Origin of the sequence: Tsuneonella sp. CC-YZS046 (assembly GCF_035581365.1) — a bacterium.
GTDB lineage: Bacteria > Pseudomonadota > Alphaproteobacteria > Sphingomonadales > Sphingomonadaceae > JAWKXU01.
In genome coordinates this window covers 741,090-757,067 of sequence record NZ_CP141590.1, presented here as the reverse complement: position 1 = coordinate 757,067, position 15,978 = coordinate 741,090, and the positions used below count along the sequence as shown (strand labels likewise).

Annotated in this window: 15 protein-coding genes; 10 read left to right on the top strand and 5 right to left on the bottom strand. The window is 66.4% G+C overall.

Features of this window, described 5'->3' with window-relative positions; genetic code table 11:
• Positions 1–30: 30 nt before the first annotated feature.
• Entirely contained in the window at positions 31–567 is a 537-nt protein-coding gene (locus U8326_RS03765) for a DUF3617 domain-containing protein (RefSeq protein WP_324742457.1), read from the bottom strand.
• A 317-nt stretch (positions 568–884) separates the two neighbouring features.
• On the opposite strand from U8326_RS03765, the gene uvrB reads away from it, so the two are divergent.
• From uvrB to U8326_RS03740, 5 genes are all read left to right on the top strand, one after another.
• Positions 885–3,089, top strand: a complete 2,205-nt coding sequence (uvrB, locus tag U8326_RS03760; RefSeq protein ID WP_324742455.1) for an excinuclease ABC subunit UvrB — start codon at positions 885–887, stop codon at positions 3,087–3,089.
• A 62-nt stretch (positions 3,090–3,151) separates the two neighbouring features.
• Positions 3,152–3,574, top strand: a complete 423-nt coding sequence (locus U8326_RS03755; protein WP_324742453.1) for a hypothetical protein — start codon at positions 3,152–3,154, stop codon at positions 3,572–3,574.
• Positions 3,571–3,825: a type II toxin-antitoxin system HicA family toxin gene (locus U8326_RS03750; protein WP_324742451.1), complete on the top strand. Its 255-nt coding sequence runs from the start codon at positions 3,571–3,573 to the stop codon at positions 3,823–3,825. Before U8326_RS03755 ends, U8326_RS03750 begins: the two co-directional genes overlap by 4 nt.
• Entirely contained in the window at positions 3,822–4,046 is a 225-nt protein-coding gene (locus U8326_RS03745; RefSeq protein WP_324742449.1) for a type II toxin-antitoxin system HicB family antitoxin, read from the top strand. The genes U8326_RS03750 and U8326_RS03745 overlap by 4 nt, the downstream gene beginning before the upstream one ends.
• Positions 4,047–4,052: 6 nt before the next feature.
• A complete protein-coding gene (locus U8326_RS03740; protein ID WP_324742447.1) occupies positions 4,053–4,610 on the top strand; it encodes a hypothetical protein in 558 nt (185 codons plus the stop codon).
• Here U8326_RS03740 and U8326_RS03735 read toward each other — a convergent pair.
• Positions 4,534–6,657, bottom strand: coding sequence for a protein-disulfide reductase DsbD family protein (locus tag U8326_RS03735; RefSeq protein ID WP_324742445.1), 2,124 nt, complete (start codon positions 6,655–6,657; stop codon positions 4,534–4,536). The two genes, U8326_RS03740 and U8326_RS03735, sit on opposite strands and share 77 nt — an antisense overlap.
• Before the next feature lie 87 nt (positions 6,658–6,744).
• Here U8326_RS03735 and U8326_RS03730 point away from each other — a divergent pair, with 87 nt between their 5' ends.
• Entirely contained in the window at positions 6,745–7,959 is a 1,215-nt protein-coding gene (locus U8326_RS03730; protein ID WP_324742443.1) for an FAD-dependent monooxygenase, read from the top strand.
• 12 nt (positions 7,960–7,971) lie between these two features.
• Here the strand turns inward: U8326_RS03730 and U8326_RS03725 are convergent, their stop codons facing one another.
• Genes U8326_RS03725 through hemC form a run of 3 tightly spaced genes read right to left on the bottom strand, consistent with a single transcriptional unit; the run spans position 7,972 to position 10,593 of the window.
• Positions 7,972–8,895, bottom strand: a complete 924-nt coding sequence (locus U8326_RS03725; protein WP_324742441.1) for a hypothetical protein — start codon at positions 8,893–8,895, stop codon at positions 7,972–7,974.
• A 55-nt stretch (positions 8,896–8,950) separates the two neighbouring features.
• The gene (locus U8326_RS03720) at positions 8,951–9,643 is read right to left on the bottom strand and encodes a uroporphyrinogen-III synthase (RefSeq protein WP_324742439.1); all 693 of its coding nucleotides are present in this window, start codon (positions 9,641–9,643) and stop codon (positions 8,951–8,953) included.
• Positions 9,640–10,593, bottom strand: a complete 954-nt coding sequence (gene hemC / locus U8326_RS03715; RefSeq protein WP_324742437.1) for a hydroxymethylbilane synthase — start codon at positions 10,591–10,593, stop codon at positions 9,640–9,642. The genes U8326_RS03720 and hemC overlap by 4 nt, the downstream gene beginning before the upstream one ends.
• Before the next feature lie 47 nt (positions 10,594–10,640).
• Between hemC and tsaD the strand changes: the two genes are divergently transcribed.
• From tsaD to U8326_RS03695, 4 genes are all read left to right on the top strand, one after another.
• Positions 10,641–11,675, top strand: coding sequence for a tRNA (adenosine(37)-N6)-threonylcarbamoyltransferase complex transferase subunit TsaD (tsaD, locus tag U8326_RS03710; protein WP_324742435.1), 1,035 nt, complete (start codon positions 10,641–10,643; stop codon positions 11,673–11,675).
• Positions 11,672–12,688 carry an NAD(P)H-dependent glycerol-3-phosphate dehydrogenase gene (locus tag U8326_RS03705; protein ID WP_416385503.1) on the top strand — a complete coding sequence of 339 codons (1,017 nt, stop codon included), beginning with the start codon at positions 11,672–11,674 and terminating at the stop codon, positions 12,686–12,688. The genes tsaD and U8326_RS03705 overlap by 4 nt, the downstream gene beginning before the upstream one ends.
• Positions 12,685–14,172, top strand: a complete 1,488-nt coding sequence (locus U8326_RS03700) for a lipopolysaccharide biosynthesis protein (protein WP_324742433.1) — start codon at positions 12,685–12,687, stop codon at positions 14,170–14,172. Before U8326_RS03705 ends, U8326_RS03700 begins: the two co-directional genes overlap by 4 nt.
• Before the next feature lie 93 nt (positions 14,173–14,265).
• Positions 14,266–15,957 (top strand): vWA domain-containing protein, encoded by a 1,692-nt coding sequence (locus U8326_RS03695; RefSeq protein ID WP_324742431.1) that lies wholly within the window; start codon positions 14,266–14,268, stop codon positions 15,955–15,957.
• Positions 15,958–15,978 lie beyond the last annotated feature (21 nt).

Sequence of the window (15,978 nt, the reverse complement as noted above, 5' to 3'; positions counted from 1 at the left end):
CTGAATGTCATAAATGTTCCGCAATTGGCGTCAGCCGCAGTCCCCGATCCGCTCGTTAGTGACTTCCATCTTGGTGTGGATCTTGCCGCCCGGCACCTGCGACACGCTGTTCTCGATATCCATGACCATCACCGACTTGGTGGGCGTGACATTGCCTTGCATGGCCATCTGCGCCTTGCCGGCCTGACCCATGTCGCAAGTCATCCTGGCGTCGATCGTATTGGTGGTGGTGTCGAACTTCTCGAAGGTGCAGTTACCTTCGGACGACTTCTTCACCATCTCCTCATAGCCCTTCTCGACATCCTGCGCCGTCAGGCAGAATTCGTGGCTCTGGCTGGCCGCGCCGCCCATCATCTTCTTCATCTGGTCGGCCTGGTCCGCCGGCAGGCCGGGAATGTTGAATTCCAGCATCTTGATGCTGCTGCGGTATTTGCCCGGCTCAGGCTTGGCCATCTGCTTCGCCTGCTCGGCGGCCTGTTCCACCGTCTTGGGCGTATCGTCCGCCTGCTTGCCGCATCCGGCAAGGGCAACCGCGGCAGCCAGCGGCAAGGCAATAATCAGGCGCATTCCAATTCTCCCTCGATAAAGGCGGCCGCGGCCGCACGGATCCGCACTGGTAACAACCCGGCGCACTCAAAGCCAACGCCTTGTGCGAAACGCCCTTTTCCCTGCCTGCCGGTGCGGGGGGGGGGTGACAGGGTTGACACTGTTCAAGGCAAAAAGATATTCTCTCAAAAGGCAGGCAAAACGATCTGAAAAGACGTGGAACTTTCCTTCCGATGGCTGGATAGGGATTCGGGCGCATGTAGGAAAGATTTTTCCAGCGCGGCGAACATGCCGGGAACATATTGCACCGCCCCGCCCGCTCCCCCATATTCGCGCGCATGGCCGAGCTCGTCATTCGTCGCGGACTGGAAGAACCCGATACCTCGGGGACTTTCGTTCCCCACAAGCCGCAGCGCCCGGAAAAGACGCTGGGCGGCAAGCGCTTCCGGATCGTTTCCGATTACGAACCGAGCGGGGACCAGCCGACCGCCATATCCGAGCTGGTCGCCGCCGCGCGGGAAGGCGAGAAAACCCAGGTGCTGCTGGGCGTGACGGGTTCCGGCAAGACCTTCACCATGGCCAAGGTGATCGAGGAATTGCAGCGCCCGGCGCTGGTGCTCGCTCCCAACAAGATCCTCGCGGCGCAGCTCTATGGCGAGTTCAAGAGCTTCTTCCCCGAAAACGCGGTGGAATATTTCGTCTCCTACTACGACTATTACCAGCCGGAAGCCTACGTCCCCCGCTCCGACACCTACATCGAGAAGGAAAGCTCGGTGAACGAGGCGATCGACCGGATGCGCCATTCCGCCACCCGCGCCCTGCTGGAACGGGACGACGTAATCATCGTCGCCTCTGTTTCCTGCCTCTACGGCATCGGCTCGGTCGAAACCTATTCGGCCATGATCTTCGACCTGAAGAAGGGGGAATCCGCCGATCAGCGGGAGATCATCCGCAAGCTCGTCGCCCTGCAATACAAGCGCAACGACGCCGCCTTCGCCCGGGGCAATTTCCGCGTGCGGGGCGACAATCTGGAAATCTTCCCCAGCCACTACGAGGATATGGCCTGGCGAGTCAGCTTCTTCGGCGACGAGATCGAGGAGATCGTCGAGTTCGATCCGCTGACCGGCAAGCCCGGCACGAAGCTGGACCGGGTGCGGGTCTATGCCAATTCGCACTATGTCACCCCCGGCCCGACTATGAAGCAGGCGACGGAAGCGATAAAGTTCGAGCTGGAGGAACGGCTGAAGGAGCTTCACGCCGAAGGCCGCCTGCTGGAAGCGCAGCGGCTGGAGCAGCGCACCAATTTCGACCTGGAGATGATCGCGGCCACCGGAAGCTGCGCGGGGATCGAGAATTACTCCCGCTTCCTTACCGGCCGCCTGCCGGGGGAGCCGCCGCCGACCCTGTTCGAATATCTGCCGGACGATGCCCTGCTGTTCGTGGACGAAAGCCACCAGACCATCCCGCAGGTAGGCGCGATGGCGCGGGGCGACCACCGCCGCAAGCTGACGCTGGCCGAATATGGCTTCCGCCTGCCGAGCTGCATCGACAACCGTCCGCTGCGCTTCAACGAATGGGATGCGATGCGGCCGCAGACCGTGGCCGTTTCCGCCACCCCCGGCCCGTGGGAGATGGAGCAGTCCGGCGGCGTGTTCGCCGAGCAGGTGATCCGCCCGACCGGCCTGATCGACCCGCCGGTGCTGATCCGCCCGGTGGAGGACCAGGTGCAGGATTGCATCAACGAATGCCGCGAAACCGCGGCGAAGGGCTATCGCACGCTCGTCACCACCCTGACCAAGCGCATGGCGGAAGACCTTACCGAATTCATGCACGAGGCAGGATTGAAGGTCCGCTACATGCATTCGGACGTGGAGACGCTGGAACGCATCGAGCTGATCCGCGACCTGCGCCTTGGCGTCTATGACGTGCTGGTGGGCATCAACCTGCTGCGCGAGGGGCTGGACATCCCGGAATGCGGCCTCGTCTGCATCCTCGATGCGGACAAGGAGGGTTTCCTGCGCAGCGAAACCTCGCTGATCCAGACCATCGGCCGCGCCGCGCGCAATGTCGACGGGCGGGTCATCCTCTATGCCGACCGGATGACCGGCAGCATGGAACGCGCCATCGCCGAAACCGACCGCCGCCGCGAAAAGCAGCGCGCCTATAATGAGGAACACGGCATCACTCCGCAGACGATCAAGCGCCAGATCGCGGATATCGTGGCCCATACGGCGGCGCAGGACAGCGTGACCGTGGATACCGGCGACGACGAACGCAACAACCTCGTCGGCCATAATCTGCGCGCCTATATCGAGGATCTGGAAAAGCGGATGCGCGATGCCGCCGCCGACCTGGAGTTCGAGGAAGCGGGCCGCTTGCGCGACGAGATCCGGCGGCTGGAAGCGACCGAACTCGGGCTGCCGGAAGGCGAGAGGCTCGCTCCCCCGGCCTCAAGCAGCGGAGCGGTAGGCCGCTCGAACTCGGGCAAGCCCGGCACCCGCAAGCTGCGCTACGGCAAGACCCAGCGGAAATGGGGGAAATGATTAGATCAAAATAGTTCTGGAAAGTTCCAAAATGATCTGATAGCTCGTTGACTGAGACGAGCATGCGCACCATTGAAATCAGCACCGATGTATTCGCAAAAATCTGGTCGTTGAGAGCAGAGGGTGAAGAGGATGAAAATACCATTCTCAAGCGCCTGCTCGGACTCAACGGTGAGAGGCAACAGCCTTATATCGTTGAGAAAAAAGGCCAACGACCTGGAAAGGTGCTTTGGCGGGACGATGTCTTTGCCGCTCTCCAATCCCTCGGAGGAACAGCGCATCTGAGCGAAATCTATGAGGAAGTCCGGAGCATTCGCCGTAGGGCCGGACGCTCCGTACCGATCAACATTGAAGCCATCATTCGCAGGGAGCTAGAATACAATAGTTCCGATGCCCGTGCTTTCATTGGGAAACGCGACTGGTTTCATTCCGTTGACGGGATTGGCGGTGGAGTATGGTCCATCAGGCAGAGCCACGTCGAATGACCAAACCCGCAAGACTCTATTCACAGCTTCTGCAGTCAACGAGCAAATCCATCGCCTTTCGCGATTTTGAACGATTGCTAACCGCATTTGGCTTCGAACACGTGCGCACTAAAGGCAGCCATCGCATCTACACGCATCCGGCGCTTTCGAGGCCGTTCCCCGTGCAACCCGGCAGCAAGGACGCCAAACCCTATCAGGTCCGCGAATTTCTTGAACTGATCGAGGAACACGGACTATATATCATCGAGTGAACGAACCCCATTATCACATCAACCTGTTCTGGTCTGCCGAGGACTCGTGCTGGATCGCGGATGTCCCTGACCTGAAACCATGCTCTGCGCATGGCGATACCCGCGCCGACGCACTCGCCAATATCGACGATGCGATCGAAGGTTGGCTGGAAGTTGCCAAGGAACGTGGCTTGCCCATTCCCGAACCTCGTTATCGTCCCGCTATCTACGCAGCAGGTTGAACAACCTTGCAGCGTTTTTGTCTTGGCTTCGCACTCCCCATCTTCACCCTTCTTGCCGCCTGCGGTCAGCAGCATGGCGATGCGGTGGAGCGCATTGCGCTCGACACGATCAGCACAGGCCCGTCGCAGCCCCTGCCCTCGCCCGACACCCGGGGGGCGGAGTGGCAGCCGCTGGACGGCGCGCGGTCGATCCGCTTCGGCAAGCCGGGCGAGCCGCCCTTGCTGACCATCGCCTGCGAGCTGGGCGGCACTGCCCCTCCCCGCATACGCATGATCCGCCACGCTCCGGCCGATCCGGAGGCGAAGGCCCTGTTCGCGGTGATCGGCCCGAGGCACAATGCCCGGTTCAATGTCGATGCAAGGCGCAATGGCACGGGATGGCGGTGGGAAGGCGCCACTCTGGCCGACAACCCCTTGCTGGACGTATTCGCCGAAAGCGGGGAAATCGAAGCAACGCTGCCCGGCGCCGGCACGCTGAAACTCTCGCCTAGCGATCAGCCGGGCCGCCTGGTGGCGTGGTGCCGCCGCGCGAGCCCGTCGCTGCAGCCTTCCGGGCCAGCGTAGTCAGGCTGTCGGGCGTCAGGATCTGCGGCAACAGGGTTTCCGCCCCGACGCCATCAATCCACACATAGAGCGGCACGCCAGCCGCCCCCTTGGAAGCGAGATAGCGGGTGATCTCCGGATCGCGCCGGGTCCAGTCCCCCCGGATCGCAACTACGCCTGCGCGTTGGAACGCCTCACGGGTCGCATCCCGCTCGATCGCGACCCGCTCATTCACCTTGCAGGTGAGGCACCAGTCCGCCGTGAACCAGAGGAAGATCGGACGGCCGCTGGCCCGCGCTTCGGCCAGTGCCACAACGCTGAACGGCCGTGCGTCGATCACGCCAGCTTCCTCGTGCCGTGCGGGATCGAAGGAAGCGGGCAGCGCAAAGCCAGCGAACAGAGCGAACGGCGCGGCGATCAGCGCGAAAGACCGGAAAGCAGCCTTGCCTTGCCGCTGACGCTGGCCCGCCGCCCACAGGGCGAGAACCAGGCCGCCGGTCGCGACTGCGGCCACCAGCGCGAAACCGGCTCCGCCCAGCCTGTAGGCCAGCCACAGCAGGGCCAGCGCCGTCAGCGCCATCGGCAGCGCCATCCAGTGGCGAAAACGCTCCATCCACGCGCCCGGGCGAGGCAGCATGCGGCGCAGCGGCGGGATGAAGCCCAGCAGCAGGAACGGCAGCGCGAGGCCCAGCCCGAGGCAGCCGAACAGCAGCAGCGCTTCCGGCTCGGGCAGCAGCAGGGCCGCGCCCATCGCCGCCGCCATGAACGGACCCGTGCAGGGCGTGGCGACGAAGGCGGCCAGCAGCCCGGTCGCGAAAGCGCCCGACGGATTGCCCGGGCGGGTGAACGGCAGCGCGGGCAATTCGAACACACCGGCAAGATTGGCGGCGATCGCCGCCGCCAGCGCGAGCAGCGCGATGACCACGCCCGGCTCCTGTAGCTGGAACGCCCAGCCGACCTGCTCTCCTGCTGCCCGCAAGGCCAGCAGCAGGGCGCCAAGGCCAAGGCAGGCCACTATCGCCCCGGCGGTGTAGGCCAGCCCTTCCCGCCGCGCCTGCGCCTCGCTTTCCCCGGCCCGCGCCAGGCTGATCGCCTTGAGGCTGAGGATCGGAAAGACGCAGGGCATGATGTTGAGCAGCAGCCCGCCCGCAAGAGCGCCCAGGACCAGCAGCCAGAGCGGCCCGGCCCCTTCCCCTGCGGGACGGAGGGGACGGAGATCCGTGGGCACCTCGCCCGGCGCGGCGACGAAGCCGATCCCGTCCTGCCCGCCAAGCCGGAGGATGCCGCTTATTTCGGCGGGAGCGGTCGTGCCCTTCCGCGCGATTTCCGCGACCAGCATATCGCCCTGGCGCGAGAAAGCCTGCGCCGCCGCGTAATCGACGAGATCGTCATTGCGGATGAACACATGGGGTTCGCGGATCTCCAGCGACGCCGGCAGCGGTATGGCGATGCGCAGCCGTTCCTTCGTCAGTTGGAACTGTACGGGCCGGTCGAGCAGCGGCGGCAAAGCCGCGCGCCAGCCATCGAAGCGGGCATCCCGCGCGCCCTGCTCCGCGACCGGGATCGGCAGGGGCAGCGTGGCCTGCTCGGGCACGCAGATCTTGTCGGTGCAGGCCAGCCATTCCGCCTCGACCTTCAAGGGCGCCGCTCCGCCAGCAGCGCCCGCCGGAACGGTCAGCGGCACGATCACCGCATAATCGCCCTCGTAGACATGGTTCATCAGCCCGCCGATCACCAGCGTCTGCGGCACCGGGTAGCGCGGCTCCCCGGCCTTCCACCCGGCCGGCAAGTCCCATTTCAGCGCCATGCCGTAACCGGCGTCGCCCGGATTGATCCAGTAGCCGTGCCAGCCGGGCGATGGCCGGAAATGCAGCGCGAGATCGACCGTCCGGCCGGGAACGGCGGGGCCTTCCGCAACGAGTTCCGCGGCGATGTTCGTCCCGCCGGGCCGGGTCTGGGCGTCGGTCTGAATCGGGGTCTGGGCGGGGGCGGGATGCGCGAACCATGCCGCGATCAGCGCGCAGGCGAATATCCAGACGAAGGGAAACGGCTTAATCCTTGCGCGCATGGCGCGGCAGGCTCTAGAGCATTCGCGCCGGAGTGGGAACGTCTTAGGACGGCCCCTTCATCGAATTGACCCACGGCAGGAACGGGAATGGCCGAAACGCGCGAATTGCTGATCTTGGGCGGCGGCCTGGTGGGCATGACGCTTGCCCTCGCCGCCGCGCGGAAGGGCATGTCCAGCCATGTGGTCGACCGGGCCGACCCCGCCGAGCTGACCGCCGAAGGGTTCGACGGGCGCGCATCCGCTATCTCGACCGCAAGCTGGAACCTGTTCACCCATATCGGCCTGGCGGAAAGCCTGGCACCGCTCGGTTGCCCGATCGATTCCATCGCCGTGACGGACGGCATGAAGCCGGGACGGATCGATTTTCGCCCGGAACCGCACGAAGGCTCGCTCGGCTATATGTTCGCCAACCGGGTGCTGCGCCTCGCCCTGTTCGAGGCCGCGCGCAAGGAACCGCTGATCGCGTGGCATGCCAGCAGCGAAGTGGCGGAACGCCAGCGCGGCGAACATGGCGTCTCCGCCACGCTCGCCAACGGCGATGTGCTGCAGGCGCGGCTGATGGTCGGCGCGGAAGGGCGCCGCTCCCCCACCCGCGAGGATGCGGGCCTGGGCCTCGCGCGATGGGATTATCGCCACCGCGCCATCATCACCGGGCTGGAACATGAAAAGCCGCATGGCAATGTGGCGTGGGAAATCTTCTATCCCGCCGGTCCCTTCGCCCTGCTGCCGATGCTCGACGCGCCCGACGGCACCCACCGGACCGCGCTGGTCTGGACCGTGGCCGAAAAGGACGCGGCAGGCGTGCTCGCCCTGTCCGACCGCGGCTTCATCGCCGAGGTCGAAAAACGCATGCACGGCGTATTGGGGGCGATCGGGCATGCCGGCCCGCGCGAATCCTATCCGCTGAGCTTCCAGCACACCGCCCGGATCACCGCGCAGAGGCTGGCGCTGGTGGGAGATGCCGCCCACGGCATCCATCCGATCGCCGGGCAGGGCCTCAATCTCGGGCTGCGGGACGTCGCGGCGCTGGTCGAAGTGCTGGCGGATGGAATGCGGCTGGGCCTCGATCCCGGCGATGCGCAGCTTCTGGCCCGCTACGAGCGCTGGCGCAGCCTCGACAGCTTCTCCGTCTCCCTGGCGACCGATGGCCTGACCTGGCTGTTCGGCGTGCCCGGCAAGCTCCCTTCCGCGATCAGGCGGCTGGGCATGTCGGCGGTGCAGCGCATCTCACCGCTCAAACGCTGGTTCATGGATGAAGCGCGCGGCGTGAGCGGAAACGTGCCGGACCTGCTGAAAGGCTAACCGCAGACAGCGTTACTCGGTCGCGATCGGGCTGATCTGCTCCACCTGATCGCCCGCGCCGTCCCGCAGCTTGCGCGGTTCGAGCACGGCTGTCGTCTCGATCAGCTCCAATGCGGACTGAACCTTGGCATAGCGTTCCGCATCGATGATCCAGCTACTTGCCCGGGCGGCCCCCGGCATATTGCGGATTTCGGCCACGGCGGCTTCCACCCGTCCGGTTTCCAGGAACATCCGCGCCCGTTCCAATCGCAGACGCGGTGCGGGCGATGGCGAAGCTTCACGCCGGATCACGAACAGCCCATCCAGTTCGCGCCGGATTCGCGGCCAGACGCCTTCATCCTTCGGAGCCATCGTGAGATCCTGCGACAGCCCTTCGAGGCGCGCCACGAGCTGGTCCAGCGTGATCGGATCCCGCGATGCCTCGATGATGATGCGGACCGCATTGGGCCGAGCATCGCCGAAACGAAGGCGCAACTGGTCGCCGAGATAGCCAAGCGGCGCCCCGCGTTCCAGCGCGCGGCGCGTGGCGAAGGCGATGAGCAGGCCTTCCGCGCGCGCCGCATTGCCCGATGCCGCCTGCGCCTGCAGATCGAGCCGGGTCAGGCGCTGCTCCAGCGCGGCCAGCCGCTGATCGAACCCGCCCTGCTGCTGCGCGGCCTTTTCCACGACCTGCGCGGCCTGTTCCACCTTGGCCGCGGTTCCCGGGCTGACTTCCGGCGCCGGCTCCACCGCCGTCTGCGCCGCTTCTTCCGGCGCGGCCGACGAAGTGGCGTCATTCAGCAGGGGAAATTTCACCAGCCCGCGCGAACCGGCCCAGACCGCCAGACCCGCGCCGAGCAGAAAGGTGATAATGGCTACCGCCACTATCGTGCCGAACCCGGCCCTTCGCTCCGCATAGCCACTTTGCTGCGGCTCGCTCAACACATTGTCGACCATCAAATCCTTCGGCTATCCATGGGCTCGGTCTGCACCGAGGCCACACCCCGTCCCCTCAATGGCACAACTGGTCGCCCAGCGCCAGTAGCTCCCCCTCGCGTGGATTCGCGGCGCATCCGGCGGCTGCCCAGCCCTTGCCGGCGGCATCCAGGATACGCGGGCCGAGCGCCGCCAGGCGCAGCCTGCCGAGAGGTATCCCCAAGCGTTCGCATTCCCTACGGAAGTGGCGCGCGGCCTGGGCGGAATGCAGCATGACCACTCCCCCGCCCCTCAAGGCGCGTTCCAGATCGGACGGCATCGGAAGCGCGCTGCTGGCGTAGACGATGCGGGTTATAATCGTCAGCCTGGAAGGGGGATCGAGCGGCACATGATCCTCGCCCGCAAGGCGAAGCAGGCGCAGCTCGCGCCCGGCCAGCCGGTCCAGCACCGTTTGCAGGCCGCCCGCACCGACGGTTTCCACCGCGAACCCGGCATCCCGCGCGGCTTGCGCCGTCGCTTCCCCGACCACATGCGCGGGCTTGCCGGAGAAGGCCCCCAACCCTGGCCCGCCATGGCGTAGCGCATTCGCGCTGCCGAACAGCATGGCGTCCACCTCGCCGGCATCGGGCGGCGTCCATGCCAGCGGCCCGATCTCGAAAAGCGGCACGCCGATAATCTCCATGCCCAGCGCCTGCGCAGCCCGGCAGGTCGCCGAAAGCCCCGGCTCGGGCCGGATCGCGAAGATCGGCAAGGCAAGCCGCCCGCTCATTGCCGCTGGACGGGCGAACCGGAAAAATGCGCGGAGATGCCGGGGGTCGCGCTCCGAAGCAGTTCGGCGGCGAGCCGGTGCGGACCATCCAGATCTCCGGCGGAGAACCGTGCCGACATTTCCGCGCGTTCAGCTCCGTCCGGGCTGAACAGGACGACACGAGCCGAAATCTCCCCGCCCTGCATTTCGGTGAGGATCGCGACCGGGCTGTGGCAGTTGCCGCCCAGCGCCTCGAGCACCGCTCTTTCCGCCATGACCCGCGCCCGGCTGGGCGCATGGTCGACGGCGGCCAGCAGGGCGCGGGTGGATTGGTCGGCGGCGTTGCATTCGATGCCGATCGCGCCCTGTGCCGGTGCGGGCAGCCATTCTTCAGCGGCAAGCGGGGTGCCGGTGCCATGCTGGCCGAGCCGCTCAAGCCCCGCCGCCGCGAGCAGGGTGGCGTCGGCCTCGCCCGCAGCCAGCCGGGCCAGCCGCGTGGCGACATTGCCCCGGAACATCACCACCGAGCAGTCGGGCCGGGCATTCAGCAATTGCGCGGCGCGGCGCGGCGCGCTGGTCCCGATCCGCGCACCGGGAGGCAATTGCGAAATCGAGGCGGCGCCCACCAGCACATCGCGCACATCGGCGCGCGGAAGGATTGACGCGATGACGAGGCTATCGGGGCGGATCGTCTCCACATCCTTCATCGAATGGACCGCCGCGTCTATCCGGCCTTCGGCCAGCCAGGCGTCCAGTTCCTTCGTCCACAGCGCCTTTCCGCCGATTTCGGCGAGAGGGCGATCCTGGATGCGGTCCCCGCTGGCGACGACCGGAACCAGCTCTATCGCCGCTTCTTCCCAGCCATGCGCTGCGCATAATCGCGCGCGGGCTTCCCGGGCCTGCGCCATCGCAAGCGGGGATTCGCGAGTTCCCAGCCTGAGCCGGGGGGATATGTCGTATTGTGTCGTCATCTGGCTGCGCTTGCCCTAATCGGCATTGTGGTTCAGGGGAAGCGGGGATGGCCGTGATCTTGGGCATTGAATCGAGCTGTGACGAAACGGCGGCCGCATTGGTCGACGATGGCCGACACATACTCGCGCAGCGTATCGCCTCGCAGGACGATGCCCATCGCCCCTATGGCGGCGTGGTTCCGGAGATCGCCGCCCGCGCCCATGCGGAACGGCTCGCCCCGTTGATCGAGGCGACGCTGGCCGAGGCAGGCGTGGCTCTGGATGAGGTGGATGCCGTGGCGGCGACCGCAGGCCCCGGCCTGATCGGCGGAGTGATGGTCGGCCTCGTCACCGCGAAGGCCCTGGCCATGGCCAGCGGGAAACCGCTGGTGGCGGTCAACCACCTCGAAGGCCATGCCCTGTCCCCTCGCCTGGCCGACGCAACGCTCGAATTTCCTTATGCGCTGCTGCTGGTTTCCGGCGGCCATTGCCAGATCCTGCGGGTGGACGATGTGGGCCGGTATCGCAGGATCGCGACGACCATCGACGATGCGCTGGGCGAAGCCTTCGACAAGACGGCCAAGATCCTGGGCCTGGGCTATCCCGGCGGACCCGCGGTGGAGCGGCTGGCGGCGCAGGGCGACCCCCGGGCCGTGCCGCTGCCCCGCCCCCTGCATGGCAGCGCGGAGCCGCATTTCTCCTTCGCCGGATTGAAGAGCGCGGTGTCGCGCGCGAAGGAAAGCGGGCAATATCGGGATGCCGACATCGCAGCCAGCTTCCAGCGGGCGGCGATGGATTGCATTGCCGACAGGCTTGCCGTGTCGTTCGGGATAATGGGCGATGTCACCGCTCTCGTGGTTGCGGGCGGGGTCGCCGCCAACAGGGAAGTGAGAACATTGCTGGAAGGGATCGCCGCCGAGCGCGGCCTGCGCTTCGTCGCGCCGCCGCTGACGCTTTGCACGGATAATGCGGCCATGATCGCCTGGGCGGGGCTGGAACGCTTTCGCAAGGGGCAATCCGATCCCCTGGATTTCGCGGCGAGGCCCCGCTGGCCGCTCGATCCCGAGGCGGAGCCGGTGCGGGGCGCGGGAGTGAAGGCATGAGCGGCGATAATCCGAAGCTGGGCCCGAAACTGGGGGTAATCGGCGCCGGGGCATGGGGCACAGCCCTTGCCCAGATGCTTGCCTCGGACGGAAGCGCGGTGCTGCTCTGGGCGCGCGAGCCTGAACTGGTGGACGAAATCAACACCCAGCGCCGCAACGGGCTTTACCTGCCATCGGCGGAGCTTGCGCCCTCGATCCGCGCGACCGGCGATCTTGGCGATCTGGCGCAATGCGACATCGCGCTGGTCGTCACGCCTGCGCAGCACATGGCCTCCATCCTGGGGCGGATACCCGCCGTGCCGCGCGACATCGTGCTTTGCTCCAAGGGGATCGAGGCGGGCAGCCGCCGCCTCATGAGCGATGTCGCGCGCGACGCGGCGCCCGCGAGCGAGATCGCCGTGCTGTCCGGCCCGACATTCGCGCATGAGGTCGCCGCCGGCTTGCCCACCGCCGTGACGCTGGCCTGCGGCGGGGGCGAAGCGCAATGGGCGCGCCTGGCCGACAGGATCGCCAGATCCAGCTTTCGCCCCTATTACTCGGACGACGTGATCGGGGCGGAGATCGGCGGCGCGGTCAAGAATGTGCTGGCCATCGCCTGCGGCGTGGTCGACGGCTTGCAGCTGGGACAGAACGCCCGGGCCGCGCTGATCGCCCGCGGCTATGCGGAGATGCTGCGCTTCGGCGAAGCGCTGGGGGCAAGGCGCGATACGCTGGCCGGGCTGTGCGGCCTGGGCGATCTGGTGCTGACCTGCTCCTCCACCTCCAGCCGCAATTTCTCGCTGGGCAAGGCATTGGGCGAGGGCCGTTCGGCGCAGGAGCTGATGGCCAACCGCTCGACCGTGGCGGAAGGGGCGCATACCGCGCCGGTGCTGGTCGAACTGGCCGAATATCATGGGGTGGCCATGCCGATCGTCGCGGCGGTCAACCGCCTGCTTGAAGGCGCGACCGCCGCCGCGGTGGTCAGCGACATGCTGGCCCGGCCGCTGAAGGCCGAACAAGGCGCGCCTGCGTGACGGACGACAAATCGCAAAGCGATATTGCCGCCCTGGCGAAGGGCGGGCGGACCAATTTCTTCGGTTTCCTCCTTCGCCTCGCGGCCCGGCTGCCTTTCCTGTTCATTGCCGGCCGCATGTTCGGCGCGGAATCGCTGGGCCGCTTCGCCTCGGCCCTGGTGGTCATCGAACTGATCGGGCAGCTCTGCGCACTGGGCATGAAGCGCGGCCTCGCCCAGTGGCTTTCGCAGGACGAGGTGCGCAAGCCCGCCAACATCGTGGCGGACGGGATGCTGCTGGCGCTGCTGTTCTCCAGCGCGGGCGCGCTCGCGCTCTATGCCTTCCCGGTGCCGATGTTCCCGAGCGGACACTATACCGAAATCGACCGCCTGCTGCCGTTCGCGATCATTCCCCTCGCGCTCACGGAAGTGGCGCTGGCGGCGCAAGCCTATCGCTACGACATCGCCACCACGGTCAGGGCGCGGGCGATCGTCGAGCCATGGACGATCTCGATCATGGCCGGGGCCATGTATTTCGTCGACCGCAGCAGCGGCCTGTCCATCGCCTATCTCGCCTCGGTGTTCGCCGCGGCCATCGTCGCCTTCATCCCGCTGCTGCGCACCTATGGAAAGCCGGAAGCATGGCGCCCGCATCCCGGCCAGATGGCGCGGCTGGTGGGCCAGAGCCTGCCCCTGGCCACCGCCGATGCGATCGAATGGGGCACGAGGCGCCTGGACATCGCGATACTGGGCCTGTTCACCCATCCCAGCACGGTGGGGATCTATTATGTGGCCCAGCAGGTCGCCAGCCTGCCGCAGAAGCTCAAGACCAGCTTCGAGCCGATCCTCGGCCCGGTCATCACCCGCAATCTGAAGGAAAAGAACTTCGCGGCGATTGCCGGGCAGGTCTGCCAGGTCGGGTTCTGGATCACGGCCGCGCAGGCGGGCATCGCCCTTGCGCTCGGCATTCCCGGCGAAGGGGTGATGGGCCTGGTCGGGCCGAACTTCGTGGGCGGCACCGGCGCGCTGGCGTTCCTGCTCGCGGCGGAAGTGGCGGCGGCCACCGCCGTCGTTTCCGAGGCCGCGCTGGTCTATGTGGCGCGCATGCGCAACCTGTATCTCTCGATCCTGACGATCGCGCTGCAGGCAGCCCTGACCGTGGGCTTCATCATCCTGATCCGGCGCCTCGGCTTCAATGAATTATTCATGGCGGCAGGCGCCGCGGCGGCGCTGATGGTCGCCCTGGGGGCAGCCTCGATCGCCAAGGCATGGCTGCTCAAGCGCATCCTGCGCGAGCCGGTCAACAACTGGCGCTGGGCGCTGATCTGGGCCGCCGCACCGGCGGTGGCCGTCGGCTATATCGCCACCCTGCTGCCGGAATGGATGGAATTGCTGTTCGGCATTCCCGCCATCCTGCTCACCTACGGCTTCGTAATCTGGCGGCGCGGTTTCGGCCCGGAAGACCGCTTGCTGTTCCGCCGCAAGATCGCGCCGCACGGGGGCTAACGATTCGTCGTCGGCCAAGGGCGTTCAGTCGTCATTCACCCGCCCGGCACGAGCTTCCGCCGCAGCGATCGAACCTGGAGGAGAGGTCCCGTCATGCGTCTTGCCGCACCCCTTTTTGCCGGCTGTGCCCTCATTCTCGTCGCGGGCTGCGCCGCCCAGCGGGACAAGGACATCATCGTCACCGCGCAGGGCGCGCAGGGTGAAACGAAAGCCGCGAATGATGCGTCCCAGGCTGCCGCGCAGGAGGGGGGCACACCCACCACACCGCCTCCACCGCCGCCGCCGCCCCCTCCCCCGCCATCTCCCGCCGTCCTGTCGCCCAGGGCGGAGATGGTTCGCGCCGCGCCGGGCTATTACGTCCCCCCGGTGGTCGTGCCGACCGATCCGGGGCGCGAGCGCTACGACGGTGAGGAAGTCTCGCCGGTCAAGCTGGTTTCGGCAGAGCCGGTTTCCACCTTCTCCGTGGACGTGGATACCGGGGCATACGCCAATACCCGCCGTTTCCTGACGCAAGGCATACGTCCGCCCCGGGATGCGGTGCGGACCGAGGAAATGATCAATTATTTCCGCTACGACTATGCCACGCCGGAAACGCGGGCAGTCCCCTTCACCGTCGCCACCGATGTCGCCCGCACCCCCTGGAACGAAAACACGCGCCTGCTGCGGATCGGCCTGCGCGGATACGATCTGCCGCGCAAGGACCGGCCGCCCGCCAACCTCGTCTTCCTGCTCGATGTTTCCGGTTCCATGAACAGCGCCGACAAGCTGCCGCTGGTCAAGACCGCGCTGTCCAAGCTGGCCGGCGAACTTTCCCAGAAGGACCGCGTGTCCGTGGTGGTCTATGCCGGGGCGGCCGGGCTGGTGCTCGAGCCGACCAATGACACGAGGAAGATCCGCGACGCCTTGAATCGCCTCGAGGCAGGCGGCTCCACCGCCGGCGGGGCCGGGCTAAAGCTCGCCTATCAGGTCGCGCGCGACAACCGGATCGAGGGCGGGGTCAACCGCGTGATCCTGGCCACCGACGGGGATTTCAACGTCGGGCTTACCGACAACAAGGCCCTGATCGAGATAATCGAGAAAGAGCGCGACAGCGGCATCACCCTGACCACGCTCGGCTTCGGCACCGGCAATTACAACGAAGCGATGATGGAGCAGGTCGCCAATCACGGAAACGGCAATTACGCCTATATCGACAGCGCGCTCGAAGCCGAGAAGGTCCTTTCGGACGAGATGCAGTCCACCCTCTTCACCATCGCCAAGGACGTGAAGATCCAGGTCGAGTTCAACCCCGCGCAGGTCAGCCAGTATCGCCTGCTGGGCTATGAGAACCGTGCCCTGCGGGAAGAGGATTTCGACAACGACAAGATCGATGCGGGCGACATCGGCGCGGGGCATCAGGTCACCGCGATCTATGAAATCGTTCCGGTCGATGCGAAAGGCTGGATCGCCCCCCGCCGTTATGAGGATACGCCGGCGAAAGCGGCCACGTCCAAACTGTCCGAGCTTGCCCACGTCAGGCTGCGCTACAAGATGCCGGACGGCGCCACATCGAAGCTGATCGAACGAACCGTTCCAGCCGCCGCGCTGCAGACAGCGGCCCTTCCGAAGGGCGATTTCGCCTTTGCCGCCGCCGTTGCCGCCTATGGCCAGAAGCTGAGGGGCGATCCCTTGCTGGGCGATTTCGGTTTTCCGCAAATCGTTGCCCTGGCCGGGAAGCAGACCGATTTCTGGCGGCAGGAATTCCTGCGCCTCGCTTCGGTGGCGGACGGGTTGGACAAGCAATAGCGCGGCAAGCCCTTCCCCCCG

What these genes read in the sequence shown, in the direction of transcription:
- U8326_RS03765 (WP_324742457.1), bottom strand. Translation starts at nt 567, where the DNA reads ATGCGCCTGATTATTGCCTTGCCGCTGGCTGCCGCGGTTGCCCTTGCC.
- uvrB (WP_324742455.1), top strand. Translation starts at nt 885, where the DNA reads ATGGCCGAGCTCGTCATTCGTCGCGGACTGGAAGAACCCGATACCTCG.
- U8326_RS03755 (WP_324742453.1), top strand. Translation starts at nt 3,152, where the DNA reads ATGCGCACCATTGAAATCAGCACCGATGTATTCGCAAAAATCTGGTCG.
- U8326_RS03750 (WP_324742451.1), top strand. Translation starts at nt 3,571, where the DNA reads ATGACCAAACCCGCAAGACTCTATTCACAGCTTCTGCAGTCAACGAGC.
- U8326_RS03735 (WP_324742445.1), bottom strand. Translation starts at nt 6,657, where the DNA reads ATGCGCGCAAGGATTAAGCCGTTTCCCTTCGTCTGGATATTCGCCTGC.
- U8326_RS03730 (WP_324742443.1), top strand. Translation starts at nt 6,745, where the DNA reads ATGGCCGAAACGCGCGAATTGCTGATCTTGGGCGGCGGCCTGGTGGGC.
- U8326_RS03725 (WP_324742441.1), bottom strand. Translation starts at nt 8,895, where the DNA reads ATGGTCGACAATGTGTTGAGCGAGCCGCAGCAAAGTGGCTATGCGGAG.
- U8326_RS03720 (WP_324742439.1), bottom strand. Translation starts at nt 9,643, where the DNA reads ATGAGCGGGCGGCTTGCCTTGCCGATCTTCGCGATCCGGCCCGAGCCG.
- hemC (WP_324742437.1), bottom strand. Translation starts at nt 10,593, where the DNA reads ATGACGACACAATACGACATATCCCCCCGGCTCAGGCTGGGAACTCGC.
- tsaD (WP_324742435.1), top strand. Translation starts at nt 10,641, where the DNA reads ATGGCCGTGATCTTGGGCATTGAATCGAGCTGTGACGAAACGGCGGCC.
- U8326_RS03705 (WP_416385503.1), top strand. Translation starts at nt 11,672, where the DNA reads ATGAGCGGCGATAATCCGAAGCTGGGCCCGAAACTGGGGGTAATCGGC.
- U8326_RS03695 (WP_324742431.1), top strand. Translation starts at nt 14,266, where the DNA reads ATGCGTCTTGCCGCACCCCTTTTTGCCGGCTGTGCCCTCATTCTCGTC.